The following is a 24,361-nucleotide window of genomic DNA, read 5'->3' as shown; positions in this document are numbered from 1 at the left end:
GTACTTATCTTTTTCCAGCTCATTATATATCTAATTAACCCGATGTCAGATTGAATTACTGTAGGTCATATATGTCTGTTCAACTAAGGGAATTCACTACTTGATGATATTAACGTCTCAAAGAGATGGCTGTTTATGGCATTCTGTTTTGGGGATATCCATAAATAATCATAACCTTCCTTGCAATTGATCAGGTAAGCAGCAATTGAAACTGTGATGGAAAACGGAAATCCCGTACCCACGCCGAGCGGTGCTATACTCAGCAAAAATATAATCGCACCTGTGCAAGACAGTTTAACCCACAGACCCCTGAATATCATACCGAGAGCTATAATACCATGACCAACAGGTATTACTGAAATGACAGGAATGATATTGATGGCTGAACCAGCCCAATATAGATTCACTGCACAAATCCACCGACATTGAGGCATAGTCAAGATATACTTCAGGGGTTGTATGAGCTGTAGTGTAATTGAACCAGCTTGCCCATCCAAACAACAGGAAAAACATTCCCCTAGCCAGCTTGGGCTTTTTATAAGCTGCCCAGAACATCAGAATACCAACAATGTTGGAAATTACCCATCATATTAGATATATGTCCAGACCTTTCATCAATTTTTTGCTTATATATTTTAAAAAGATACGCCAAGCCACTGCTCACCCTATGTAGGTAGGTTAATTGTTGTTGAAGTAAGGGTATTGATTATCTTTTGGGACAATGACATAAAGTTTTCAGTTGATCAGTTTGTTTCTTTTTATTTAAATATCAAGGCTGTTTGATATCGTCATATTTTAGCCCGTACCAATTCAATCTACACCGCCGCAATCCACAAAAAGTAAGCAAGACAGACGAAAGCACTAATGGTTGCAAACAGTCCGCCGGGGTTGTTTTCAACAAACGCTGCAAACCCGCCGATAGCCTAATGCCGATCAAGATTCCGGAACAGCCCAGCCATCGCCAGAAGACACCGGTTCGAAGAATCACCACGGTAGCACTGATCATGATGATGCCATTCATAGCACCTGAGACGAGAGGAAAGACATAGAAATTCGCAAACACTCCGAATGCTATAACTTCGGGGGATACCCGCCCTTCCAAAAAAGCAATCCCAATGTTGAATGCACCGGCCCATGAAACTCGTAACCAAATTGCCAGTGCACCTTCCGCCTCTTCAGCTACACACAACCTCTCACAAAATCCCGCAAGTCTGTTTTTTCAGGCCGGCCATCTCACGTGGCTTGGTTAGTACCTCAATTGTAACCATTGTAGCCACCATAATCCTGATTTATCTCCCTATCTATGATATAACTGGATTTGTTCCACTTGGAGGTATAATGTTTTTCTCAATGGTGTTGATCGGCCTTGTATATCTTTGGGCCACGGAGTGGTTCAAGAAACGATTTTACAGGGTATTAGATGGCTAAAATTTTTTGATTGTAAAAATTCATCTGTCCTTCTTATACTGATCAACCTAACGGATTCTGATTTTATTCCATCTTTCCAGGATGTATAAAATAGAGGGCAATAAAACCAAAGATGCAAACAGCATCAGGCCGATACCGGCCACGGCAAGTTCTCCAATCGATCTCATCCCCGGATGAGTGGAGAACAACAACCCGGCGAAGCCCAGCATCGTAGTAAGCGAACTCACCGTAACATGTTCTCCCGTGGAACGGATCACTTTGTAGATAGATCCCCTGCCTTCCTCAAGGTAGCGATGGATGATATGAATACCACTATCATCTCCAATGCCTAGTATTGTAGGAAGCACGACAATGTTGTAAAAGTTGAGTTTCCACCCTGCAATTTCCATAAAACCGAACAGCCAGAGAAAACTGGCAGCCAATGGAAACAGTGCAAGAACCATCCATTTCACGCTCCTGAAAATGATCAGCTTTATCAAAATAATGAACGTAAGTGTGATAGCAACCATACGGGGCGTTTCATGAATCATCAGTCGCAACATATCGGAAGCTACAATTGAGGTCGAAGCCGCGTTATAGATTTTTCCATTGCTCAATTCGATATTAGATAGGTCATCTGCAAAATTCATCGAGTTGCGTCCGTCGGATAACGGGACCGACGGATAGATGATAACCAGGTTTCCAATCGACCCGTCTTTAGCGGTAAACGGTTCCAATAGAAAATCGGGGACCTGCTCAAGATGAATCGATTCAACAGTAGATGCCGCCCGCTTCAATCGATGAAGTTGCTCAGAATCACTGGTTCGTAGAAATGAGTCATCGAGCCTGTCCCGAACTCCTTCAATTCTGGCAAGTTTTTGTTGCTGTTCTGCATCAGAAAAAGGATAACGGTCCTGGAATATCTCAGCCGACTCTATCGTTGAAGTAAGTGTATCTGAAGAGATTCGTTCTAACAACACATTTCGTAATTCAATGGCATCTTCCGGATTATCGGCAATAATATAGGCCGCATTTCTGGTTTTCCGGTCGCTATATACTTTACGGGCTTCTTGTGCAACAATGTTATACGATTCATAGACCGGTTCAAGTTTTCCGAAATCATATTCAAAGTCTAGGCCGCGGGCATGCCAGCCCGACAAAACAGTGGCTGCCAGGCATATCAGGATAACACCGGTTGCAAGTATTCTTCTGTCAATATCCGGCTTAGACAAACTGTTATTATCTTTTTTTTGAAATGTATTGACAGACATTAAAGTTTTCAGAAAACCCATTTTTTCCAACAGTATTATCAATGCAGGCAACAGAAATATCATGGAAAAGATAGAGAAGAGTAACCCTATACCGGCAATGGCACCAAATTCACTGAAACCCTTAAAATCAGCGATCATTAATATGAAAAATGCCACTGAAGTAGTAATACCTACCGATGCTATCGCCTGTCCGGTCGTCATAAAAGTTGTTTCAATCGCTTTTTCAATCGGATTACCTTCACCGCGCTCTTCGATATAGCGGGCATAAAAATGGATACCAAAGTCAATTCCCATACCAAACAGCAACAAACCCAGAGTAGAAGTCATGATATTCAGGGTTTCGAAAGTCAACCAGGTAATGCCGAATGTCCAGCAGAGACTCACAATCAGGGGGACCGCCATGATTAATGCTGTAACCGGAAGCCTGAATAGTTCGGATACAAAAACTTTCAGAGAGTGGACTCCCCCTGTACGAATGTGGTAATTTTTGTAAAAAAAATAGCCCATAACCAATAACAAAAGCATGATCGTACCTGCCCAGAAGGAATCGCGCACATCAAGATATATACTGTCGATTTCGATGAGAGAGCGGAGAAGTCGCCCTGCCAAGACCAGGTTTAGATCCTCCTGACCGAATTCTTTCGCAAGCCGGGTAGTAAGGAGCTTAAGGTCTTCGTAAAGTTCACGAATATACCGGATATCGGTTTGGGAACCGGCAGGATAAAAGCGGACAGCCATGGTCAGAGAGTCAGCCGAAATCGGGTATTCCGATCCGATAAGTTCGTCATAGGCCTGTTGAAGCTCAGTTCCAAGTGAATCAGACGCAGCCGTATCATCATCCAGTTCAAAATAGAAAGGATTGGCCCTCATCCGTGCAAGTTCAATCTCCTCGTCGAGGTAGGATTCAATAAGACTTAATTCCTGATCAGTGGCAAACCACAGGGCATTAGATTTCAGGAAATCTGTTTCTTTTCGAAATAAGACCCTGCTAAAATAGGGAGAATCGTCCGATCGGTTCTTCATTTTCATTACTTCCGGTATAAGCCGTTGCGCAAACTCCTTATTCAGTTCAAAAGAAGTACTATTAATTATTACAGCCACTTCATTGGGAGTACCAACCTGTTCCCTCAGTTTCTCAAGTGACTGCACACTAGGATAGCTTTCCGGAAGTAATTTTGAGAAATCGTTATCAATGCGGAGGTTCAGAGCAAGAAGCAATCCAACTGCAGCCAGCAAAAAGCCTGTACCAAGAACGATTGACGGGAATCGTATACAGAAGCGTATTGCAGGTTTTAGATATTCAAAAAGGGATTCAAGCATTTTTGGATAGGTATTTTAGTTGAATTGATTCTTTTGACTTGCTGTTCAATTTATCTGGACGATTAATTCAAATCAGAAGGATTTTTACTCTTTACCCGGTATCGATCTCTGTAGGATGTTGCAGATCTGTATAAGCCGCCCACCGAGCTTAGAGAGCCTTTGCCACCGATGATTGGTAATTTTGGGCTCATTCAGAGTTATAACTTTTCCCATTTTCTAACTTTTTGTAAAACTTTCCATAAGACTTCCTCTTTTGTATTCTAAATTATCACTACTGAATTTTACCAGTTTTTCAGGCGCCCCCTGCAAGACAAATCATAAAAAATTTGTAGGGGTTTTCTTTACTCTTAGAATGATCACTTGCGGGTAACTATTTTCACCCAATTCTAGATTCACTCAATTTGAATAACCTAAGTGCCGTAAGAAGAAACCATGTGATAGTCAGCAAACCACCGACAGCCTCTCTTGCTCCAGGAAAAATAAGTTCGCCTTACCGATCCCCAGTGCCACATCAACCACGTTAAATCCAAGCGCGAGAAACGTGGCAGTACTGCCTACCCGGTAAAGCAGTTTTATGTGATGAGTTATCGATTCTTGCCATCTTTTGACATCAAATAATAAGCATTAGTTATCTGGGAGATGATCGGCAATAGCTATAATGATAGGTATCACAATGATAATATTAGCAATTGTCCCCGCTTTGGCATCGCTCCAGGAAAGAATAATAAGCACCTGCGAAATAATAACCGCCACTAGTCCTACTACCCACCAGACATCGTTCTGAGTAAAGTAAAGAAATACTGTGACCAAGAACAGTATGCATACCAGCAGCCAGATCAGCCCCGCTGTTTTAGATATATTTTCGGTTAGCTGTTCAACGGGTGCCAAATCATAGGCTTTTACAAATCCCAACAAGTGAATTAACCCATGGATAACTATGACAAGCGAGAAGATTATTTTCCCCATAGTAAATTTTACTTTTTAGCGCGAAAAGCATCACTTCTAAGCCTATGCTGAACAGAAGACATCAGCGTTAGCAACAATAAAGCCACTCCCACTAACCCATACATCAACTGCAGGGGCGGTTCGGAGTGATATCCTACCAAGGCGATTTCAACACTAATCCAAATTATAAGAGCGATACTCACCAGTAGTGCTCCTGTCCATGCCCATGACTTTCTCTTCCAGAGCCCTGAAAACACGATCAATGGGAAAATCCCCAATACAAAAAAGAGGATGACTCCGGGTACCAAAAATGTTTCAAAAGGTGAACCTCTAAGCATACTGAGTGGCATTTGCAATATAGCACCGCTGGAATCCAGTATTAATGCGCCTCCTCCAAAAATTCCGCTTATTCCCTGAAATAGGATCAATCCCATCAGGATATAAAAACTTTTGCCGGATTTAATGAATCTGTTACGTTCCATATGCAATATCAAATTTTGATTTATGATTTTTGAACATCAGCATACCTACTCCCAACACTCCTGCTACGATCAATCCAATATCTTCGTAGATCCCAAGTTGGAATGCGGCAGAAAAGCCTACGAGCGACCAGATTCCGGGTATGGCTATGAGCCAAAGGGGGATTCTCCCTTTGGCCTGGAGAAGTATTCCAAAGGTAAATATGGTTGTTGGACAGGGGGCAAGTCCAAACACAGGCGACTGCGGATAGACGTGGCCAAAACTATATCCGAGCAGCGGATAAATAATTATGCTATACAGGATAAAAATAATACCTGTTACACTATAAATATCTTTTCCAAATCTATATCGTAGTTGGACATCTTTTATTTCAGTCACTAGAATGCCCCCCCTGCAGGATAAACAGAGCTCCAAAGATATAAGCTGCAGGATTTATCACTGCAAAAAAGATGATGTGATAAATTACTCCCATCCAAATCCAGAATAAACCAATTATTCGGTTTATATATATTTCGGAGGATAGACCCTGTTTTATTACAAGCCATATCACCACTGTACCAAGCAGATAAGCAACAAATTGTGTTGGCCAAATAGCTCGGTTATAGACTTCAAATACCTGTAAAAATTGATCTATCGTAAACGGCAGTTCCCTCATTTCATGTCTTTCATGTTTTCATTGATAAAAAAACTTATGAGATCCTTGATTATACCGTTGGAAGGGAAAGCACCAAATCAATGTAGGTAAATCACTTATATCCGTGCATGCCAAATTCCCACAGCAGATTTAGCAGGACTGCTAACATACTGTAGAATCATAAAATGGTACACTAAAAGCGAACGACTTACTTAGACTTAACTAAATCTGAAGTTCACAAACACACCATTTAACTAATAAAACAAGAGGAATTTATGATGAAATTAATCATAATGGTTACTGCCTTTGGAAGTGTCAGCAATCCTGAAGTAGCCATAAATAACCTTCAGCACTCACCCGGGGTATCCGAGGCACAGATAGACCATGTTTTTAACACACTACGTTACTATCCCAACCAGACCCAACTGTCGATCGCATTCATTGATGACACATCCACGGTATTTTATGGGGTATCCGTACAGCTGATACGATACAAACGATTGACAACAAAAGACGCGTATTTGAAATAGGATCCCTTTCGAAAATATTTACCTCTACCCTGCTTGCCAATCTGGCTTATCGTGATAAACTACTGCTTGATCAGCCAATACAGCATTACTCAAACTTCCCGCTAAAAGACAGCTTGCAGATTACTTTCAAAGAGCTCGTAAATCATATGTTAGGTCTGCCCAGAAGTCCTTCTGGCTTTATAAGGGAATTACTATGGCACATGGATAATCCCTATAAAGATTATGATGAAGAAAAACTCCGAAACTATATGAGCAACAAAATGGAATCAGAAAACGAACGGGGTAAAGTATTTCAGTATTCCAATATCGGGGCCGGCATCCTTGGATATGTGTTGACCCAGTTTGAAGATCAATCATACGAGGAGATGTTACAACAAGTGATCTTCCAACCATTGGATATGCAATAATCCACGAAGCAACGATCATTGGTTGAGGATAAACTTATACCGGGATTAAGTAAGCGCGGGAAAACTGCCAGCAACTGGGATCTGGGGGCCATTCCGGGGGCCGGAGCTATTCTTTCCACTTCGGAGGATCTGGTCAAATTCGGTCAGGCCAATTTTGACAAGGATGATGTAATTTTGAAATTACAACGGGAAAAGACATTCAGTATAAGCAAAAAAATGGATATTGCGCTGGGTTGGTTTATCCTAAGGCGGGATTCAACCACAACATGGTATTGGCACAATGGGGGGACAGGGGCTTACCGCTCTTCCATGGTATTGGATGCAGACAATAGAAAAGGAGTGATCGTTTTGTCCAATATTTCTGTGGGACACAGTCATGCTGCTCAAATTGATACTTTTAGCTATTCTTTTCTTTACTCCGAGAACTGAAAAATGAGATCCAATAGAACCCCACGCCCGGCTTAAGATTACTTTAGACCTACTATTGATGCGTCCTTGCCATCCGAACTATTATCATTTTATAGAGCCTTTGCAAAACCGTTCTTTTAGCTAATCCCTGCATTTTCACAAATTCAAAACCCACACATATGCCTTTCTATGGTACGATTTTGAATTTCCTCACGCTTTAATACTGATCAAAATGCGTGATTTTCCAAAACACTCTTTACTACAGGCAGATCATTCAAATTCAACAATATCGGCTCTCACCATAACTTTCACTTTTGTGTAAAGTACAAGATTCAGGATATCCGTATCGTATCGAACATTGGTAAGCGCCAGCTTTTGACCTGAAATCGCCCCATATTCATTTTCATAATTTTCCCACAGATTTTCCAGAGCTTCGGCATACAGCATTCCTGTACCTTCAACCCTGGCAATAGCCAAAGTACTGGCCGTAAAACCGGTTGAATAACTTAACCCGAGCAGGTAGGCGGACTCTGCCTCTCCGGCGACATTTGTTGCCGATAAAGCATAGTTGCCCTCATTCAGATTGACAATTGTTTGATTAGCCGATAAAAAAGCCCCTGAGCTGGTACATGCGGTAAGTAACATTGCCAGTAGTAGTGTTGGTATCAAAATGTTTTTCAAGATAGCTTCTCCTTTGGGTTATAAATTTAAACCTATTTAACAAATTTCCATTTCCGAAGATGTAAGGGATTTACCTAAACAACTGTAGGAATTAAGTTTACTTCGTGACACCGATTTAATCATAATTCACAAGTAAAACATATATCAAAAAGTTTAATGCTCTGGAAAACACATCTCACGTCTTAGCTGCATTTATCACCACAGGACAAAATTAACTTTAAAAGGATATAATTTCTTTAATAACTGCGATCGGTATCAGATAAGGACTTAGTGTAATTGAGATGTTACTAATCAGAATATTCTGCCAATCTTAAAACCTGTTGTAAGGATAATACCTACAAGAGAAATCAACATTCCTTCTTAATAATTGAGACCTGATAGCTGTTTAATTGTAATAACAGATGAAAGGATTTAATAATTATTAGGTAGGAGCATGCGATGGGAAAAATTTATCCGTTCAGAAGAATTTTATTCATCACCACGGTAACACTGGTATTTTTTGCCTTTACGTCGGTTACCCATACCCAGCAAGATAATTTCCAGTTTCATTCCAGCGACAAAGCATACTCAACGCTAACGTACGACTCCTCGATAGCAAACCCTCCGAAAACAGGTGCGGAACTTTATAAGAAGGCATGTGCCAATTGCCACGGAGCCGACGGCAAAGGTACTTCCACAACTCAGCTGGGACTTGAAGTGGCTCCGCCCGACTTCACTGAATGTAATTTTGCCACCCGGGAACCCGATGGAGACTGGATAGCCATAGCACATCAAGGTGGACCTACCCGGGGGTTCTCAAAGGAGATGCCTGCCTTTGGCAAAGCTTTGTCGGAACGGGATCTAAAAAAAATCATGGACCATCTTCGAACCTTTTGCACTGATGACAACTGGCCACGTGGAGAGCTAAATCTGCCTCGCCCCCTGGTTACGGAAAAGGCATACCCCGAAGACGAAGCGGTTTTTTCCACCTCCATTGATATGGAAAATGAAGGCGCTGTCAATAATGAAATCGTATATGAACGTCGGTTTGGCGCCCGGAATCAGCTTGAAATTGTTTTTCCTTTCGGATATACCCAGCAACGCAATGGTGGCTGGAGTGGTGGACACCTTGGAGATATGGCTCTGGGAGTAAAAAGAACGCTCTATCATAACCTCAACAGCGGATCCATCTTTAGTTTAACTGGAGAAGTTATTGTCCCCACCGGCGATGAAGCTACCAGATACGGAATTGGGACGACGGTGCTGGAGCCTTTTGCATCCTACGGCCAGATCCTCCCCCGTGGAGGATTTTTTCACCTTCAAACCGGCCTAGAATATCCCCTGCTCCGTGACAAAGCAGAGGACGAAGCTTTTTGGCGAGCTGCGATAGGCAAGAGTTTTAATCCAATCCCCTGGGGACGAACGTGGTCGCCCATGGTTGAGATTCTCGGCTCCAGGGAAATTGAATCAGGAGCTGTTACACAGTGGGACATTGCACCCCAAATGCAGGTGACTCTTAACACCCGACAACATATTATGCTGAATATTGGGGTGCGAATTCCGGCGGACGACCCTGAGCGGGATACCCAACTTATGGTGTATATCCTGTGGGACTGGTTTGACGGGGGAATCTTTGAAGGCTGGTAAAGAATCACAATGAAAAGGAAACCTCATGGCAAAATCTGTAAATAAACATTTAATTTTCATTATTATACTCCCGGTGTTGGTAATTTCTTTAGGGATAAGCTTTAATTTCGGAACATCAGATTCTGTTTCTGTGCCACAGGTTCATGGGATGGATGTAACCATAGCAAATCACCTGCTTTTCCAGACAGCAGACAACTGCTTGAGCTGCCATAACAACCTTATAACTTCTTCGGGAGAGGATATTTCTTTTGGATCAAGCTGGCGTGCTTCTATGATGGCCAATTCAGCCCGCGATCCATATTGGCACGCCGCCGTGCGCCGTGAAGTTATGGATCATCCCGAATCACAAGCATTTATTGAAAATGAATGTTCTACCTGTCATATGCCCATGGCCCACTACCAGGCCAATGCAAACGGAAAGATGACAGAAGTATTTACAAACCTTCCTACAAATAAAGCCGTAACGCAACAGAATCTGCTTGCTATAGATGGTGTGTCCTGTACAACCTGTCATCAGATCCAGGGTGACAACTTTGGTAAACGTGAAAGTTTTGTAGGCGGGTTCCTTATTGATACGCTGCAGCCAATGGGACAACGAGAAGTTTATGGCCCATATCCCGTAGATGCCGGCAGATCTAAAATCATGCATTCTTCATCCGGATTTCAGCAAAAAGAATCGAAGCATATTCAACAGTCCGAAATGTGTGCTACTTGTCATACTCTCTACACCCACACACTTGATTCCGAAGGTGAGGTTATAGGTGAACTTCCCGAGCAGGTCCCCTATTTGGAGTGGAAACACAGCAGTTTTGTTGACGATCAAAGCTGTCAATCCTGTCACATGCCTGAAGTACAAGACAGCACAGTTATATCTTCGGTATGGGGACAACCCCGCAAAAATGTCTCCCGACACTCCTTCCGGGGTGGTAACTTTTTTATGATGAGTATGCTTAATCGATACCGTGATGAACTGGGCGTACAGGCTTTACCTCAAGAAATGGACGCTGCTATCAATCGTACCATAGATCACCTGCAAACCAAATCTGCTCAAATTTCGATAGCAAACGCTTATATGGAAAATAATCAGGCCATAGTTGATGTTACTATCAATAATCTGGCAGGCCATAAATTGCCGACAGCATATCCATCCAGACGTGTTTGGATTCATTTTTCCGTTACCGATCGAAACGGTAGTATCGTTTTTGAATCCGGAGCGGTCCGTCCGGATGGTTCAATTGTTGGTAATGCCAACGATGATAACGATGGAAAATATGAACCGCACTATTCAGAAATAACAAGTCAGGACCAAGTACAAGTTTACGAAGCTATTATGGCCGACCCTGATGGTAAGGTGACCACGGGTCTGCTAACCGCAATCCAATTTATTAAAGACAACAGGATTCTGCCAGATGGCTTCGACAAATCCACAGCTAAAGAAGATATTGCGGTACAGGGTCAGGCATTTGATGATGAGGATTTCATTGGCGGGACCGATCGTATCCGATTCCGTATAAATCTGAAGGATATAGAAGGACCATTGCAAATCGATACTAAATTATATTACCAGCCCATAGCATTTCGATGGGCTCAAAATCTGGCGCCCTATGACTCCCCCGAAACCAACCGCTTTGTAAATTATTATGATTCTATGTCGAAAAGTACTTCTGTAGCTTTGGCGAGTACAAAAATTACTTTAAAATAAATGATCGGAACTCGGGATATTTGAGGTTTTGGATCAGTAGTCTCCGGTAAGGTAATATTGCGTTTCCTGATGATTTTAAGCTGGATATACCCAAAAATGTAATTTTAAATATAGATGTAGACCGTCGTACTAAATCTGATGTTACTTCCACTAGTATTAAGATCGAATTTAAATGGAAAGAGTGAAACACTCTATTGTTTGAGAGTATTGTGCTGTTGTTCCTTCCCTATAAATTTTTCTGCTGGTAAACTGAGAAAGGGTATGTTGGACTCGAACTCAATTTGTCGAGCGTGATCTTTTTTTATCAGTTTTTGAAAGGGGGCTTTTTTGTATCGCGGCAAAATAAACAGATTGGAATTGCGCGTTTTTAAATAATTAAAAAATCCCTCTTCAAAAGATGAGTTAAAAATCCGCTCAAAGAATAGCTTTTCATAGACTACCTGTTCTCTAGCGACTTCCTTAAATCCTCTGAATTTGATCAATTCCTCAAGAGAATCATCAGTAAAAATATGAAGAACATGCAGATTGGCATTAAAATACCGGGCCCAATGTGATATTTCCAACAATGCGGATAAGTCTCCTTCTTTGAAATCAGTCATAAACACCATATCCTCAAAATCGGCATATGAATTGTTCTGGGGTATAGCAAGTACCGGGATATTGGATTTAGAAACAACTCTTGTGGTCGTGCTTCCCAACAGTTTTTTGCCACCGGAACTACCCTTGCTTCCCATTACGATGAGATCCGCATCCAATACCTGCGCTTCTGTAAGTATTGACAAATCAGGATCCCCGACTTCTGTTATGGTCTTTACTTTTACTTGCTGGAAACGCTCATTTTTAGTTAACTCTTCCTTAAATTCTTCTAATGGCATAGAAAAAATATTGTCCATTGAGTGCATTAAATATAATCGAGCATCAAGCTTTATTGCTAATTCAAAGCTAAATAAAGTTGCCGTTTTTGAACATTCCGAGAAATCTATGGGTACCAGAATTTTTTGGATATTCATATTGTCACATGTTTTTAAAATTATTTGTTTAACCTATCGCAAACTAGGCTGATAAAGCGTATTTATTTGTAGGTCATTTACCTAAAATATCGTGAGTCAAAAAGCGATATAAATCTAATTGATATCATGAGAATTATAAACCAGAATACGTAGTTGTGAAGTCATGAGTCCATGATTATCTTTGATTTATATTTACCATGGCATTAATCATAATTAAATGCAAAATACTGAAACGCCTTTTTATAGTGATTTCCACGAAATAAATCGTCTACTCGTATTAGAACTTTGTGGGAGATTTACCTACAGCCTTTTCCCTCTTTAACTATTCATATATTGGCAAATATCTATCGGATATTATAGTAATCCTTGATAAGTATAATGTATCCTATTATTTACAGCTATACCGACAGAAAAGGTCAAAGAAACGGCTATTTCCTTAAAAAGATACAGCTTACCCGTTTTACGGGTATACTGAAAATATCTAGCCATGATTATCGGCGTAAAACCTAACAGTACAATTCCAAGTGTAAATTCCTCCAACCTACTCCTATAAGATTATCGATAAGCCTCCTGTCATCGCAATCAGGGTGGATATTCTGATCCCCGGGTTTGTTCACTATACCCTTTTTCTGAAACTCAATCCCCGTTCCAAATCCACCAGGAATTCCAATATCAGGATCAGTCCATCCTCACTAATAACTGCATTTCTTTTGAATCACTATACATTATATTCTCACGACCTAATCATTTTAAAATCTACCGGGACATATATGACACATTGCTTAAATATTTGGTCTGTGAACTTGCTAAAGTTCAATTTGTGTACCGATTTCTATCACTCTATCTGAAGGAATATGAAAATATGAGGCTGCCCGTTCGGCATTGCGTGACATCCAGGCAAATAGCTTTTCTCTCCACATAGCCATCCCCGGTTTTTGGGTTGCAAGCATTGTCTCTCTACCCAAAAAGAATGTTGTTTCTTCCAGCTTAAATTCGGAGTCACCAATATCACAGCTACGAAGTAAAACTGGAACGTTAGGTTCTTCTGAAAATCCAATATCCACATTAACGCGAAAAACATTCTCTCCAAGCGGCTTGATTTCCATACGCTCTTCATCCGGTACCTTGGGTATTTCTCGCATGATGAGAGAAAGTAAAATGATCCGTTCGTGAATCACCTTATTGTGTTCGAGGTTATGCAATAAAGCCTGAGGAGTACCCTCCGGATTTGAATCCATAAACACGGCAGTACCTTTAATTCTTTCCGGATTTTTTTTATGAACTCTTTCAATAAATTCTTCATGAGGTACAATTTTATCTTGCAGCCTATCGCCCAGTATTCTGCGTCCATGCTTCCAAGTGGTCATCACTGTAAACATAATACCGGCAATTACAAGTGGGAACCAGCCACCAGTTGGTATTTTAACCAGATTGGCACCCCAAAATGAAAGATCGATCGCTAGCAGTGCCAAGGCCATAATGCTGACAATCCATTTACTCCAGTTCCACCGTGTTAGTGCAACGACACCAAATAGAATGGTTGTGAATACCATGTCTGTGGTAACCGCAACGCCATAAGCCGATGCAAGATTGCTGGATGACCTAAAACCCAGTACTAATCCAATACATGAGATCATAAGAATCCAGTTAATAACAGGAATATAGATTTGCCCAAATTGTTTTTCTGAGGTCTGCCTAACCTTAAGACGGGGCATGTAGCCCAGCTGTACAGCCTGCCGAGTAAGTGAGAAAGCACCGGATATAACAGCTTGGGAAGCAATAATCGTAGCTACTGTAGCAATAATAACAAGCGGGTAAAGCCCCCACCTTGGAATCATATGGAAAAATGGATGCTCAATAAATTCCGGATTATTTATAACAAGTGCACCCTGCCCGAAGTAGTTCAGAAGAAGTGAAGGTAGTACCACACAAAACCAAGTAATTCGTATAGGCCTTAGACCAAAATGTCCGATATCAGCATAAAGAGCTTCTCCACCTGTTACTACCAGAAATACCGAACCAAGCACTAAGAATCCCGCCCAACCGTTTTGAATAAAAAAATTAAAGCCAAAAGCTGGATTAAGAGCTTGAAGCACATTTGGATGCTGCACTATTTGAATGATTCCAAGAATTGCCAACGTTAAAAACCAGGTGAGTGTAATAGGACCAAATATGGCACCTATACCGGCTGTCCCTTTCGACTGAACCGCAAAGAGTGCAATGAGTATCCCGATGGTAATTGGAATGATGTATGGTTCAAAAAACGGAGTGGCAACCTGAAGACCCTCAATAGCACTTACCACGGATATCGCAGGGGTAATCATGCTGTCTCCATATAGCAATGCAGCGCCAAACAAGCCGGTTAGAACCAGAAACCACCGACGTCCCTCAGCCTTTTCTGTAGGCGGACTAACAAGTGCTGTGAGTGCTATAATGCCGCCTTCACCCTTGTTATCAGCACGTAAAACCAGCAAAAGGTATTTAACAGAGATAACCAGAATTAGAGACCAAAATATTAAAGACAGCACCCCCATAATATTTGCCGGGCTGGCAGCAAGCCCATAAGAAGAGTGAAACGATTCTTTAATAGCGTAAATCGGACTTGTGCCGATATCCCCATATACAACTCCAATTGCTCCAAGACTTAAAATGGCAAGACGCTTGCCGGTTGGCTTTGAATTCTTTTGTTCTTTTTTACTCATAAGGGTGTACTGGAGAAATTATTAAATTTAAATAAAATGAACTATTTCCAGTTGGAATTATCTTACACAACGTGAGCCGTTCATTCATGGTTGCTGTTGATAGTATTCAACTAACCTGTCTCGCTATTACAATCATCCATAGACTGAGCTGCCTCAAAACCTGCCATAATATCCAGTAGCTCACTGGTGATCGATGACTGGCGCTCATGAGTATAAGCCCGATTCAATTTCTCCAAACGCTCGTCTATTTTCTTTTCAGCCTGCTGCATGGCAAACAAGCGACTGCTATACTCGGCAGCAAGCGATTCGGCAACGGCGCGATAAAGGGAGACAAACAGATATTGTCTCAGCAGCGAAAGAAATAAAGCATGCCCATCTGCCGAATATTGGGGCAAATTATTGGACGGCCAAGGCTGATCAATAAGCTGTTCCAACCACTGTTTATTTAATGGCAGAAGATGCTGGCTGCGAGGCGTGTAACCTTCCTTGCCAGTCAGCTTGTTATGCAATACCCTTATCGAACGGATATCCTGTGTTGCTTGCCACTCTTCAATACCGGTCAGTAGATCCAGCACCAGTCCATTGATCCCGCCTGCCGAACCGGGCAAAATAAACTGTTTGCTTATCAACACTTCCTCCTCCTGCCTAAAATAACCGGTCAGCCGTTCTCCCAATACAAAGAACTGCGCCCCCTTTTTTTCATCTTCTCTGATCTTATCCAACGTATAAGTCAGAATCGACTCATCAAATGGTCCGCACAGCGACTGGCTTGAACCAATAACAATGATCCCGGCTGAACCCTCATTACCCGATGAGAGGAAAGGGCGAGCCTCACTGAATTCTTTGGAAAGCACAACCTGCAGACCCCGTTCAAGGGTATTGTAATAGTCACCAAGCGAATCGACAGCATCCTCAAACTGATGAATGCCCACCGAAGCCATTAGTTTCATCGTCCGCACAATAGATTGTAGGTCTTCCGCATTCTTAACTTTGCGCTGTAGCTGTTCAAGTTTCTGCATGCTCCTGCTCTTCTTTTAACGATTCAAACGCTGTTTCTACCAAATCTAGCAAATATGTTCGTTCATCTTCCGTAATATCTTCCTGCCAGTCAATTTTTTGATCCAGTGCATCGGAATGCTCTCGGTAGGTTTCTCGGATCTGCCGTTTGGCTTCTTCAAGTCGGGCGAGCGGAATGTCATCCATCAACCCTGAGGTCACCGCCAGCAGCAGTAAAATTTGTTCCCCAATATTTAGGGGTTCAAATTGTGGCTGTTTTAAACTCTCACGAATTAGGCGACCGCGCTCAATGGTCCTCTTGGTATCTTCATCAAGCCGCGAGCTAAACCGCGAAAATGCTTCCAGTTCTTCGAATTGGGCATAGGCTAACCGGATCTTTTTGGTTACAGAACGGTAGGCTGGCCGCTGGGCCGCACCGCCGACCCGGGAGACCGACTTCCCGGAGTCAATGGCCGGCATCACATCTTTTTGGAAAAGTTCTGGAGACAGATAGAGCTGTCCATCGGTAATGGAAATCAGGTTGGTAGGTATAAATGCCGATATATTTTGAGACTGTGTCTCCACTATGGGCAAGGCTGTCAGCGATCCGCCCCCGTATTCTGGTTTAAGCCGAGTAGACCTCTCCAACAGTCGCGAATGAATATAAAAAATATCACCCGGATAGGCTTCGCGACCTGGTGGACGACGAAGTAACAATGCCAGTTCGCGATAAGCCCGGGCGTGCCAAGTCAAATCATCATAAACCACCAATACATCCTTGCCCTGCTCCATAAAATATTCACCGATACTAGTAGCTGCATATGGAGCAATATATTGCAGACCTACCGGATCTTCACTCCCGGCCGTAACAACAATCGAATAATCCATGGCTCCGTGTTTTTGTAGATCTGTTATAACCCGGGCTACCGCTGCTTTTTGCTTGCCTATACCACAATAAATACAGATTACGTTTTTGTCATGCTGATTGATTATAGTATCCACAGCTATTGCCGTCTTGCCGATCTGCCGATCACCTATAATCAATTCGCGTTGACCCCGTCCAATCGGAAACAGGGCATCGATCACTTTAATACCCGTCTGTAGTGGAGTTTCGACGGGACTTCGGTGCATGATGGGCGGGGCTGGACGTTCTACCGGCAGGGTTTCATTTGTGTTCAGCAGCTTTTTGCCGTCTAGGGGACGACCAATGCTGTCCACTACCCTACCCAGAAGCTGATCGCCGACAGGAACACTTAATATATCAGATGACCGGTGAACTTCATCTCCGGCTTCCACATATCGCTCTTCATCAAGAAGGATAATACCGGCTTCTCCGGCATCCAAGTTGTAAACCAGTCCCGGCACACGGCGCTGTCGCGCATCTACGTATACCAGCTCATCAGTTCCGACATGCGGTAACCCCCGAACGCGGATAAACCCTTCCCCCACCGATGTCACGATTCCGTACTCCCGAAGCCGTATATTCGGTTCTCCCTGGAGCACCCTATCCAGCCGGGTCATGGATTTTTCAAGTATCGAATTAAGTATTGGGGCAGTCATTTTACTATCTCACATGCTACTATAGATGTTAGAGCTCATTATGCACATCGGGTTTCTTTCAGGTATCGTCTTCCAGCTGGCCTAAAACCGTTTTGACCTCTGATCTCAGCTCCTCGAGATAACCTTTCATATTCCAGCCTATTTTCCAGCCATTGCTGCGTACTTCAATACCAAATCCCAGCTCAGGATCATGTTTATACCGGCAGCCGTCCTTTCTGTCCAGCAGCTGACGAATAGTGGCATCAATTTGTTCGCGATCCTCCTCCTCAATCGGAAAGGCCGTTGCAACTTCGAGCTGGTCAGCATCCACCGCTTTGGTCATCCGCCGTCTGTCCTTTTCCTTCATCTCCTTTAACTGACTGATGAATCGATTGACCGCCTGTTTTTCAAGTGTAATATCTGCCAAGTCCGTTACAATATTCTCAACGATATCCATAACCTTCTGGAAGGACTGTTCTTCAAGTTCCTCCAGAAACATCTTTTTTTCGGTTTCTACCGCCTTCATCCATTTATCCCGAACCTTCTCCACTTCATTCCTTGCTTCCTGGATCAGTTCCAACTTGAATGATTCTGCTTCTTTTTTGGCCTCTTCAAGCCAAGTGGATTTCTGCTTTTCCAACTCAATTATTTTTTTTTCATATTTCTGTGACTTGAGCTCCGCTTCTTTGAGTTTGGTACTTGCCTCCTTTAGCCTAGAAGAAATTTTCTCCTCTCTGCTTTTCATGACATTGAGCAGCGGACCATACAGGAATTTCCGTAAGAGCCACAGCAGGATCAGAAAATTTATAATCTGGGCAGAAAATGTGAACCAATCGATTTGCACGTTATCCTCCGGCTACAAAATCCCAGAAGGGATTTGCGAACATTATAATGAGGGCAACAACAAAGCAGTAAATAGCGGTCGACTCGATCATTGCCAGTCCCACAAACAGGGTTCGTGTTATGGTCGGACTTTCATCCGGCTGTTGCGCTATAGCCAGCAGGGCCTGTGCCAGCGCGCGCCCTTCCCCCAGGGCGGGTGCGATAGAGCCTATGGCTATCGTAAGGCCGGCCGTAATGATGGATACCATTCCAATGATACTTATACTTTCCATGATGTCAGGATGTTTGATGATTGTAAGAGTTATTTTCGTATTCAGACTGTTCCTTATTTTCGCGAATACGTCCGGCCGAAGCCACATAAACAAGTGCTAAAATGGCAAATACATACGCTTGTATGATCCCGATCAGCAGTCCAAAGGCCTGCATGACAACCGGAAAAAAGAGGGGCGTCAGACTAAGCAGTATGGCTACAATGAGACTCCCGCTCATGATGTTTCCAAAGAGTCGGATAGCCAAGGCAAGCGTACGCGAGAGCTCCCCGATAATATTGAACGGGAGCATCAGAGGGGTAGGCTCAATGTAATAGCGAAAATAATTTTTAAGTCCCGCTGAACTAATACCAAACACAGGCACCGCCACAAAAACGCACAGGGCCAAAGCTGCTGTGGTGGACAAAGAAGCGGTCGGGGCGTGGAAGCCCGGAATTACGTTAATCGTATTTGAAACTACAATAAATAGAAATAGCGTACTGATAAACGGGATATACTTCTCCGCTTTTTCACCGGTGGCCTCCTCGATCTGTTCTTCAATGAGTACCACCAATGATTCCAGAAGGGCCTGCCCGCGCGACATCCCTGTTTTGGATGTTAGCTTGCGGGTAATCATAATCGATATACCGATCATAAACAGCATCACCAACCATGAAAACAGAAGGGTGGCATTCAGCTTAAGAAAGCCCCATTCCCAATAAATAATTTGATCGATATCAATTTCCATGGCATCAGCCGTATATCAATTCAGAAGACTTGCCTTTGCGCTGAATCAAAAAATGGCGGGTAACGATAAAAGTAATCATAGCCAACACCAAGTATATCCAGTTGTAAAGCAGAAGTAAGTAAAACCCCGCCAATACCAGAGCTGTTCGTACTAAAAAACTGCTTGCCAAGAGAAGATAAGGGCGCCGCGCGTTGTTTACTTTCTTAACGGTGATCCAGAGTCCTCCAAAATAAATTAGTCCAAGTACAACTCCACCTCCAGCTGCCGTCACATAAAAAAACATTTGCAGATACGTCATCTTATCCTCCTTTTGATTCTTTTTTCACCCAATACCAGGCGTTCATACATCCGATAAAAATTCCTACAATCAGCATCATGAGCGTCCATGAATACGTACTCTTGTAGGTGCTGTCGATCCAGATACCCAGCAACAAGAATAAGATGGTGGGTATCGACACCGACCATCCCACTAAACCGAACATTCCCAATCCATACCACAGCCCTTTATCACCCTCTTCACGAGAACGAATCTTGCGCGTTGTTTTTTTTCGGACCGTATCAGCGAACTCATTTTTATTGTTTGATTTTTCAGTCATTTCGGGCGTTTCTATCAGGTTTCCTCGAGTTCCAGGAAGTGCAGCAGTAGATCCGCTTCCATACTTTTTTGAGCAATACCTGCTGCCTTATTCATTGCTTCTGTTTTCTCAAATCGCTGCCGGACGGCCTGTTCCAGTTTTGAAAGATCACTCCCCATTATTCCATTGAGAACCGAAACTAGCACCCGTTCACCGATCTTTACCAAAATTCCTTCATCCACCGCAATATAATACTCCTCCCCGCCTGATTCGTACATCAGGATACCGGTCTTCAGGCTCGACACAAAATCAACATGACGGGGTTTGAGGCAGAAGGAACCGTTTGTTCCTTCCGCGATAATTTTGTCGGCCTCACGGTCAACCAGTACATGCTCCGGTTCCATCACCTTGAGCTGCATGTTTATGTATTCTTTCATTTGTCTACCTCATCAATCGTACCGATCATAAACAATTCTTTTTCAGGGACGTCATCAAATTCGCCATCCAGAATACGTTCACAACCTTTTATGGCCTCTTCAATACTTACACTATTTCCTTCTATGCCCGTAAATTGTTCTGTAACATAAAACGGCTGAGTAAAAAAACGCTCCAGCCGTCGGGCACGACTTACCGTCTGCCGGTCTTCAGCTGATAGCTCCTCCATGCCTAGCATGGAAATAATATCTTTTAGTTCTTCGTACTGGGACAGCGTTTCTTTCACCCTCTGCGCTACCTGGTAATGACGCTCACCAACAATGTGGCGAGACAGCATTTTAGAACCCGACTTTAACAAATCAATCGCTGGGTACAGCCCTTGTCCAGCCCGCTCCCGTGATAGAACAATAAATGAGGACAGGTGGGAGAAAGTATGAGTGACAGCCGGATCGGTAAAATCATCAGCAGGTACATAAACAGCCTGTATTGATGTTATTGCGCCATTCTTTGTATTGCAGATACGTTCCTGCAGGTCGGCCAGATCGCTCCCCAAGGTCGGTTGATAGCCGAGACGAGAATTAACCTTCCCCATCAGGGCGGATACTTCAGACCCGGCCTGGACAAAGCGGAAAATATTGTCGATCAACAGCAGTACATCACGCCGACGTACATCCCGGAAATATTCAGCAATGGTAAGCGCCGTCTGTCCCACGCGAAAGCGGGCTCCCGGCGGTTCGTTCATCTGTCCGAACACCATAGTCGTATTTTCGAGGACACCCGCTTCCTGGATTTCCCGGTAAAGCTCTTCCGCTTCCCGGCAACGTTCACCAATGCCACAAAAGAGGCTTATGCCCTCGTGACGGGCCACCATATTCCGGATCATCTCCATAATAAGTACTGTTTTCCCCACTCCGGCTCCCCCAAAAAGTCCCGCTTTCCCTCCTCGCTCAAGAGGGGAGAGTAAATCCATTGCCTTAATACCGGTCGTCAAAACCTCCTGTCCGGTTTCCTGTTCAAATAAAGAAACTTTCGGTTGGAAGATACTGCGCATCGTCTCCTGATCGATCGATCCACGTTCATCAATCGGTTCCCCGAATACATTAACAACTCGTCCCAGTAGGGCATCGCCCACTGGAACACTCAGTGGAGATCCGGAATTAATAACCTTCGTCCCTCGCCTCAATCCCTGGGTGGAATTCAACGCTAACGCCCTCACTGTTCGATCATCGATATGGGTAGACACTTCGGCAATAATCTGTGGATTCGATTCAATCACAAGCCTGGTTTGCAGCTCGGGTAAATCATGTTCAAATACTACATCAATAACACTGCCCCGCGCCGATCGCACCCGCCCAATGTGACGCGAAGGTTCGGTAGTACCTTTACTATTACGATACTCAGTTGTTATATTTTTAGTTAAAGACATAGAAGAAACTCAAGTAGAGCGTTTTTGTTCGGCCTGGTATACTTTTTTGATTACATTTATTACGCTATCCGGGTTTAGCGAAATAGAATCAATTCCACATTCGACGAGAAAAGCCGCGTAATCAGTATCATCGCTCGGAGCCTGCCCACAGAAACCGATTCTGAGTCCTGCCTGGTGAGTACGGCTGATTACATCACGGATTGCTTTTTTAACGGCCGGATCATTCTCATCAAACAGGTAGGCCAATTCCGCCGAGTCCCGATCCACTCCCAGAATAAGTTGTGTCAGATCGTTCGAGCCAATAGAAAATCCATCAAATAATTCTGCATATTCTTCCGTAAGGATGTAGTTACTCGGAATTTCACACATCATATAGATTTGGAGGCCATTCTCACCGCGCCGCAACCCGAAGGCTTCCATCTGTTTCAATACCTTTTTTGCTTCAGTCAGTGTACGGCAAAAGGGGATCATAATTATCACATTTTCAAGTCCTATATCTGCACGTACTTTCTTAAGTGCCCGACACTCCAGGGCAAATCCATCCCGGTATCCATCACTGTAATAACGCGAGGCGCCCCGCCATCCCAGCATTGGATTCTGCTCATCAGGTTCAAACTCATTACCCCCAATCAGATCAGCGTACTCGTTGGTCTTGAAATCACTGGTTCGCACGATTACCGGATGCGGGTGTTGAGAGGCGGCTATTTTTGCGATGCCGCTGGAAAGTTTATCCACAAAATATTCCTCAAGATCACTATACCCCTTGGTTAGCTTTCTGATTTTAGCAAACTCATCCTCATTATTAACTCGTTCGGGATGGGCCAGAGCCATTGGATGGATGCGAATATGCTGACTGATAATAAATTCCATACGGGCCAGTCCTACACCGCGGACCGGAAGCCGCCACCATTTAAAAGCCGACTCTGGGGTGGCCATATTTAACATGATATCCGTTTGAGGTTCAGGAAGATTGCTCAGATCAACCTCATTAACATCGAATTCAACCATTCCCTTATAAATCTTTCCTTCTTCTCCCTCTCCGCTTGAAAGCGTTACCTCTTGTCCTTCTTTAAGCACCTTTGTCGCTTCTCCCGTACCCACTACGGCAGAAATTCCCAGCTCGCGACTAACAATGGCCGCGTGACAGGTTCGTCCCCCGAAATCGGTAATAATACCGGCTACTTTCTTCAGCGATGGTACCCAGTCGGGTTCTGTCATTTCAGTAACGAGTATATGGTCAGGCTGCAGATCTTTAAGATCAGTGATATCATGTACATGCTTGATAATACCGTGAACGATACTGTTGCCAATACTTAGTCCCTTTACCAACACAGGGGCTCTATTTTCGTGCAGTCTATAGGTTTTAAAAATTCCATCAAGCTGTTGTGAGTGAACGGTCTCGGGACGAGCCTGTACGATATAAAGCTGATTGGTAGAATCTTCCTTCACCCACTCGATATCCATCGGCTTCCCGTAATGTTCTTCGATATCAGTAGCCCATCGGGCCAGCTGGAGTACCTCTTCATCCTCAAGCACATATGAATGCCGCTCCATCATGGAAGTAGGCAAATTTTTCGTGTTATTTTCCCCGTCGGTTGCATACACCATTTTAAGCTCTTTGCTGCCTTTTATTTTTTCGATAATGGGACGCTTCTTATCATCATTTAGAAATGGTTTGAAGACAAAAAACTGGTCTGGATTAACGGTACCTTGCACAATATTTTCTCCCAGCCCCCACGAACCATTGATAAGCACCACATTTGGGAACCCTGATTCTGTATCCACGGTAAAGATGACCCCGGAACTAGCCTTGTCTGCTCTGACCATTTTCTGGACTCCGATGGACAAAGCCACCTTCATATGATCAAACCCTTTTTCCTCCCGATAAGAGATGGCCCGATCGGTAAAGAGAGATGCAAAACACTTTTTACAGACACCCACTAATTCATCTCCCCCTCGGATGTTTAGGTAGGTCTCCTGTTGTCCCGCAAAACTGGCATTTGGAAGGTCCTCTGCGGTTGCACTGCTTCGAACAGCCACATCCACATCCTTCACATCGTACTTCTCGGATAATTCAGAATACGCCGATCTAATTTTCTCAGCCAATGGAATCGGAAATACCCCCTTATTAATCATCTGCCGAATAGAAAGGCCGGTCTCTTTCAGAGATATCTCTCCCTTCTGATATCTGCTAATTTCCTCACTAATAGGGGCATTCAGGTTGTTTTCTTTCATAAAAGCCCAGTAGGCTTCTGCGGTGGTGGCAAACCCATTGGGAACATTAATGCCCAGCGGTTTCAGATGCTTAATCATTTCACCAAGGGAAGCGTTCTTTCCACCGACCAAACCAACATCGTCTATTCCAACCTCTTCAAACCAAAGGATATAGGGAGATAATGGATTGCTCATTTTCAAATTGCGAACTAAA

The 24,361-nt window shown here is 43.4% G+C and carries 22 protein-coding genes and 1 pseudogene; 4 read left to right on the top strand and 19 right to left on the bottom strand.

From position 1 onward, the window contains the following. Positions 1-294: 294 nt before the first annotated feature. From ABEB05_RS00840 to ABEB05_RS17065, 6 genes are all read right to left on the bottom strand, one after another. Positions 295-555 carry a hypothetical protein gene (locus ABEB05_RS00840; RefSeq protein ID WP_265786642.1) on the bottom strand — a complete coding sequence of 87 codons (261 nt, stop codon included), beginning with the start codon at positions 553-555 and terminating at the stop codon, positions 295-297. A gap of 920 nt (positions 556-1,475) precedes the next feature. After that, positions 1,476-3,998 carry an efflux RND transporter permease subunit gene (locus tag ABEB05_RS00835; RefSeq protein WP_265786640.1) on the bottom strand — a complete coding sequence of 841 codons (2,523 nt, stop codon included), beginning with the start codon at positions 3,996-3,998 and terminating at the stop codon, positions 1,476-1,478. 624 nt (positions 3,999-4,622) lie between these two features. Then, entirely contained in the window at positions 4,623-4,964 is a 342-nt protein-coding gene (locus tag ABEB05_RS00830) for a hypothetical protein (protein WP_265786638.1), read from the bottom strand. Positions 4,965-4,972: 8 nt separating this feature from the next. Next, positions 4,973-5,425, bottom strand: a complete 453-nt coding sequence (locus ABEB05_RS00825) for a hypothetical protein (protein WP_265786636.1) — start codon at positions 5,423-5,425, stop codon at positions 4,973-4,975. Then, positions 5,415-5,801 (bottom strand): DUF6064 family protein, encoded by a 387-nt coding sequence (locus tag ABEB05_RS00820; protein WP_345694222.1) that lies wholly within the window; start codon positions 5,799-5,801, stop codon positions 5,415-5,417. Before ABEB05_RS00820 ends, ABEB05_RS00825 begins: the two co-directional genes overlap by 11 nt. Further along, positions 5,794-6,078 (bottom strand): DUF6064 family protein, encoded by a 285-nt coding sequence (locus ABEB05_RS17065; RefSeq protein ID WP_350356641.1) that lies wholly within the window; start codon positions 6,076-6,078, stop codon positions 5,794-5,796. Before ABEB05_RS17065 ends, ABEB05_RS00820 begins: the two co-directional genes overlap by 8 nt. 254 nt (positions 6,079-6,332) lie before the next feature. Here ABEB05_RS17065 and ABEB05_RS00815 point away from each other — a divergent pair, with 254 nt between their 5' ends. Together ABEB05_RS00815 and ABEB05_RS00810 are read left to right on the top strand one after the other, a co-directional pair. Then, the gene (locus ABEB05_RS00815; RefSeq protein ID WP_265786632.1) at positions 6,333-6,587 is read left to right on the top strand and encodes a hypothetical protein; all 255 of its coding nucleotides are present in this window, start codon (positions 6,333-6,335) and stop codon (positions 6,585-6,587) included. After that, positions 6,509-7,423 (top strand): annotated as a pseudogene (locus ABEB05_RS00810) (serine hydrolase domain-containing protein). The gene ABEB05_RS00815 and the pseudogene ABEB05_RS00810 overlap by 79 nt, the downstream one beginning before the upstream one ends. Positions 7,424-7,672: 249 nt before the next feature. On the opposite strand, the gene ABEB05_RS00805 reads toward ABEB05_RS00810, so the two are convergent. After that, complete coding sequence (locus tag ABEB05_RS00805) at positions 7,673-8,083, bottom strand: DUF6567 family protein (RefSeq protein WP_265786631.1); 411 nt, start codon at positions 8,081-8,083, stop codon at positions 7,673-7,675. A gap of 438 nt (positions 8,084-8,521) precedes the next feature. On the opposite strand from ABEB05_RS00805, the gene ABEB05_RS00800 reads away from it, so the two are divergent. Together ABEB05_RS00800 and ABEB05_RS00795 are read left to right on the top strand one after the other, a co-directional pair. Beyond that, positions 8,522-9,709 carry a c-type cytochrome gene (locus ABEB05_RS00800; protein ID WP_265786630.1) on the top strand — a complete coding sequence of 396 codons (1,188 nt, stop codon included), beginning with the start codon at positions 8,522-8,524 and terminating at the stop codon, positions 9,707-9,709. 25 nt (positions 9,710-9,734) lie between these two features. Then, a complete protein-coding gene (locus ABEB05_RS00795; protein ID WP_265786628.1) occupies positions 9,735-11,411 on the top strand; it encodes a hypothetical protein in 1,677 nt (558 codons plus the stop codon). A gap of 191 nt (positions 11,412-11,602) precedes the next feature. Here the strand turns inward: ABEB05_RS00795 and ABEB05_RS00790 are convergent, their stop codons facing one another. The 12 genes from ABEB05_RS00790 to ppsA form a co-directional block, all read right to left on the bottom strand. Then, entirely contained in the window at positions 11,603-12,421 is an 819-nt protein-coding gene (locus ABEB05_RS00790) for a universal stress protein (protein WP_265786627.1), read from the bottom strand. 806 nt (positions 12,422-13,227) lie between these two features. Beyond that, entirely contained in the window at positions 13,228-15,123 is a 1,896-nt protein-coding gene (locus ABEB05_RS00785) for a potassium transporter Kup (protein ID WP_265786626.1), read from the bottom strand. Positions 15,124-15,233: 110 nt separating this feature from the next. Beyond that, positions 15,234-16,142, bottom strand: coding sequence for a F0F1 ATP synthase subunit gamma (locus ABEB05_RS00780; protein ID WP_265786625.1), 909 nt, complete (start codon positions 16,140-16,142; stop codon positions 15,234-15,236). Next, the gene (locus ABEB05_RS00775) at positions 16,129-17,679 is read right to left on the bottom strand and encodes a F0F1 ATP synthase subunit alpha (protein ID WP_286668527.1); all 1,551 of its coding nucleotides are present in this window, start codon (positions 17,677-17,679) and stop codon (positions 16,129-16,131) included. The genes ABEB05_RS00780 and ABEB05_RS00775 overlap by 14 nt, the downstream gene beginning before the upstream one ends. A gap of 58 nt (positions 17,680-17,737) precedes the next feature. After that, positions 17,738-18,502: a F0F1 ATP synthase subunit B gene (atpF, locus tag ABEB05_RS00770; RefSeq protein WP_265786623.1), complete on the bottom strand. Its 765-nt coding sequence runs from the start codon at positions 18,500-18,502 to the stop codon at positions 17,738-17,740. Position 18,503: 1 nt separating this feature from the next. Continuing rightward, complete coding sequence (locus tag ABEB05_RS00765; protein ID WP_265786621.1) at positions 18,504-18,773, bottom strand: F0F1 ATP synthase subunit C; 270 nt, start codon at positions 18,771-18,773, stop codon at positions 18,504-18,506. 4 nt (positions 18,774-18,777) lie between these two features. Beyond that, on the bottom strand, positions 18,778-19,497 hold the full coding sequence (locus ABEB05_RS00760; RefSeq protein ID WP_265786619.1) for a F0F1 ATP synthase subunit A: 720 nt from the start codon (positions 19,495-19,497) through the stop codon (positions 18,778-18,780). Between the two features lie 4 nt (positions 19,498-19,501). Beyond that, positions 19,502-19,795: an ATP synthase subunit I gene (locus ABEB05_RS00755; RefSeq protein WP_265786617.1), complete on the bottom strand. Its 294-nt coding sequence runs from the start codon at positions 19,793-19,795 to the stop codon at positions 19,502-19,504. A 1-nt stretch (position 19,796) separates the two neighbouring features. Continuing rightward, positions 19,797-20,093 carry an AtpZ/AtpI family protein gene (locus ABEB05_RS00750; protein WP_265786615.1) on the bottom strand — a complete coding sequence of 99 codons (297 nt, stop codon included), beginning with the start codon at positions 20,091-20,093 and terminating at the stop codon, positions 19,797-19,799. 14 nt (positions 20,094-20,107) lie between these two features. Next, complete coding sequence (locus ABEB05_RS00745; protein WP_265786613.1) at positions 20,108-20,509, bottom strand: F0F1 ATP synthase subunit epsilon; 402 nt, start codon at positions 20,507-20,509, stop codon at positions 20,108-20,110. Beyond that, positions 20,506-21,933: a F0F1 ATP synthase subunit beta gene (gene atpD, locus ABEB05_RS00740; protein WP_265786610.1), complete on the bottom strand. Its 1,428-nt coding sequence runs from the start codon at positions 21,931-21,933 to the stop codon at positions 20,506-20,508. Before atpD ends, ABEB05_RS00745 begins: the two co-directional genes overlap by 4 nt. Before the next feature lie 9 nt (positions 21,934-21,942). Beyond that, positions 21,943-24,342, bottom strand: coding sequence for a phosphoenolpyruvate synthase (gene ppsA, locus ABEB05_RS00735; protein WP_265786608.1), 2,400 nt, complete (start codon positions 24,340-24,342; stop codon positions 21,943-21,945). Positions 24,343-24,361: the final 19 nt, after the last annotated feature.

This window comes from Fodinibius salicampi, assembly GCF_039545095.1.
In the GTDB taxonomy this organism is placed as follows: Bacteria; Bacteroidota; Rhodothermia; order Balneolales; family Balneolaceae; genus Fodinibius; species Fodinibius salicampi.
Note: the sequence above shows the minus strand (reverse complement) of the source record. Positions and strands in the feature narration are given on the sequence as shown.

Excerpts from the sequence above, each read along its gene's own strand:
- ABEB05_RS17065 (WP_350356641.1), bottom strand. The coding sequence starts at position 6,078 with ATGAGGGAACTGCCGTTTACGATAGATCAATTTTTACAGGTATTTGAA.
- ABEB05_RS00775 (WP_286668527.1), bottom strand. The coding sequence starts at position 17,679 with ATGACTGCCCCAATACTTAATTCGATACTTGAAAAATCCATGACCCGG.
- ABEB05_RS00815 (WP_265786632.1), top strand. The coding sequence starts at position 6,333 with ATGATGAAATTAATCATAATGGTTACTGCCTTTGGAAGTGTCAGCAAT.
- ABEB05_RS00750 (WP_265786615.1), bottom strand. The coding sequence starts at position 20,093 with ATGACTGAAAAATCAAACAATAAAAATGAGTTCGCTGATACGGTCCGA.
- ABEB05_RS00780 (WP_265786625.1), bottom strand. The coding sequence starts at position 16,142 with ATGCAGAAACTTGAACAGCTACAGCGCAAAGTTAAGAATGCGGAAGAC.
- ABEB05_RS00800 (WP_265786630.1), top strand. The coding sequence starts at position 8,522 with ATGGGAAAAATTTATCCGTTCAGAAGAATTTTATTCATCACCACGGTA.
- ABEB05_RS00840 (WP_265786642.1), bottom strand. The coding sequence starts at position 555 with ATGTTCTGGGCAGCTTATAAAAAGCCCAAGCTGGCTAGGGGAATGTTT.
- atpD (WP_265786610.1), bottom strand. The coding sequence starts at position 21,933 with ATGTCTTTAACTAAAAATATAACAACTGAGTATCGTAATAGTAAAGGT.
- ABEB05_RS00825 (WP_265786636.1), bottom strand. The coding sequence starts at position 5,425 with ATGGAACGTAACAGATTCATTAAATCCGGCAAAAGTTTTTATATCCTG.
- ABEB05_RS00835 (WP_265786640.1), bottom strand. The coding sequence starts at position 3,998 with ATGCTTGAATCCCTTTTTGAATATCTAAAACCTGCAATACGCTTCTGT.
- ABEB05_RS00830 (WP_265786638.1), bottom strand. The coding sequence starts at position 4,964 with ATGGGGAAAATAATCTTCTCGCTTGTCATAGTTATCCATGGGTTAATT.
- ABEB05_RS00790 (WP_265786627.1), bottom strand. The coding sequence starts at position 12,421 with ATGAATATCCAAAAAATTCTGGTACCCATAGATTTCTCGGAATGTTCA.
- ABEB05_RS00760 (WP_265786619.1), bottom strand. The coding sequence starts at position 19,497 with ATGGAAATTGATATCGATCAAATTATTTATTGGGAATGGGGCTTTCTT.
- ABEB05_RS00765 (WP_265786621.1), bottom strand. The coding sequence starts at position 18,773 with ATGGAAAGTATAAGTATCATTGGAATGGTATCCATCATTACGGCCGGC.
- ABEB05_RS00795 (WP_265786628.1), top strand. The coding sequence starts at position 9,735 with ATGGCAAAATCTGTAAATAAACATTTAATTTTCATTATTATACTCCCG.
- ABEB05_RS00745 (WP_265786613.1), bottom strand. The coding sequence starts at position 20,509 with ATGAAAGAATACATAAACATGCAGCTCAAGGTGATGGAACCGGAGCAT.
- ABEB05_RS00785 (WP_265786626.1), bottom strand. The coding sequence starts at position 15,123 with ATGAGTAAAAAAGAACAAAAGAATTCAAAGCCAACCGGCAAGCGTCTT.
- ABEB05_RS00755 (WP_265786617.1), bottom strand. The coding sequence starts at position 19,795 with ATGACGTATCTGCAAATGTTTTTTTATGTGACGGCAGCTGGAGGTGGA.
- ppsA (WP_265786608.1), bottom strand. The coding sequence starts at position 24,342 with ATGAGCAATCCATTATCTCCCTATATCCTTTGGTTTGAAGAGGTTGGA.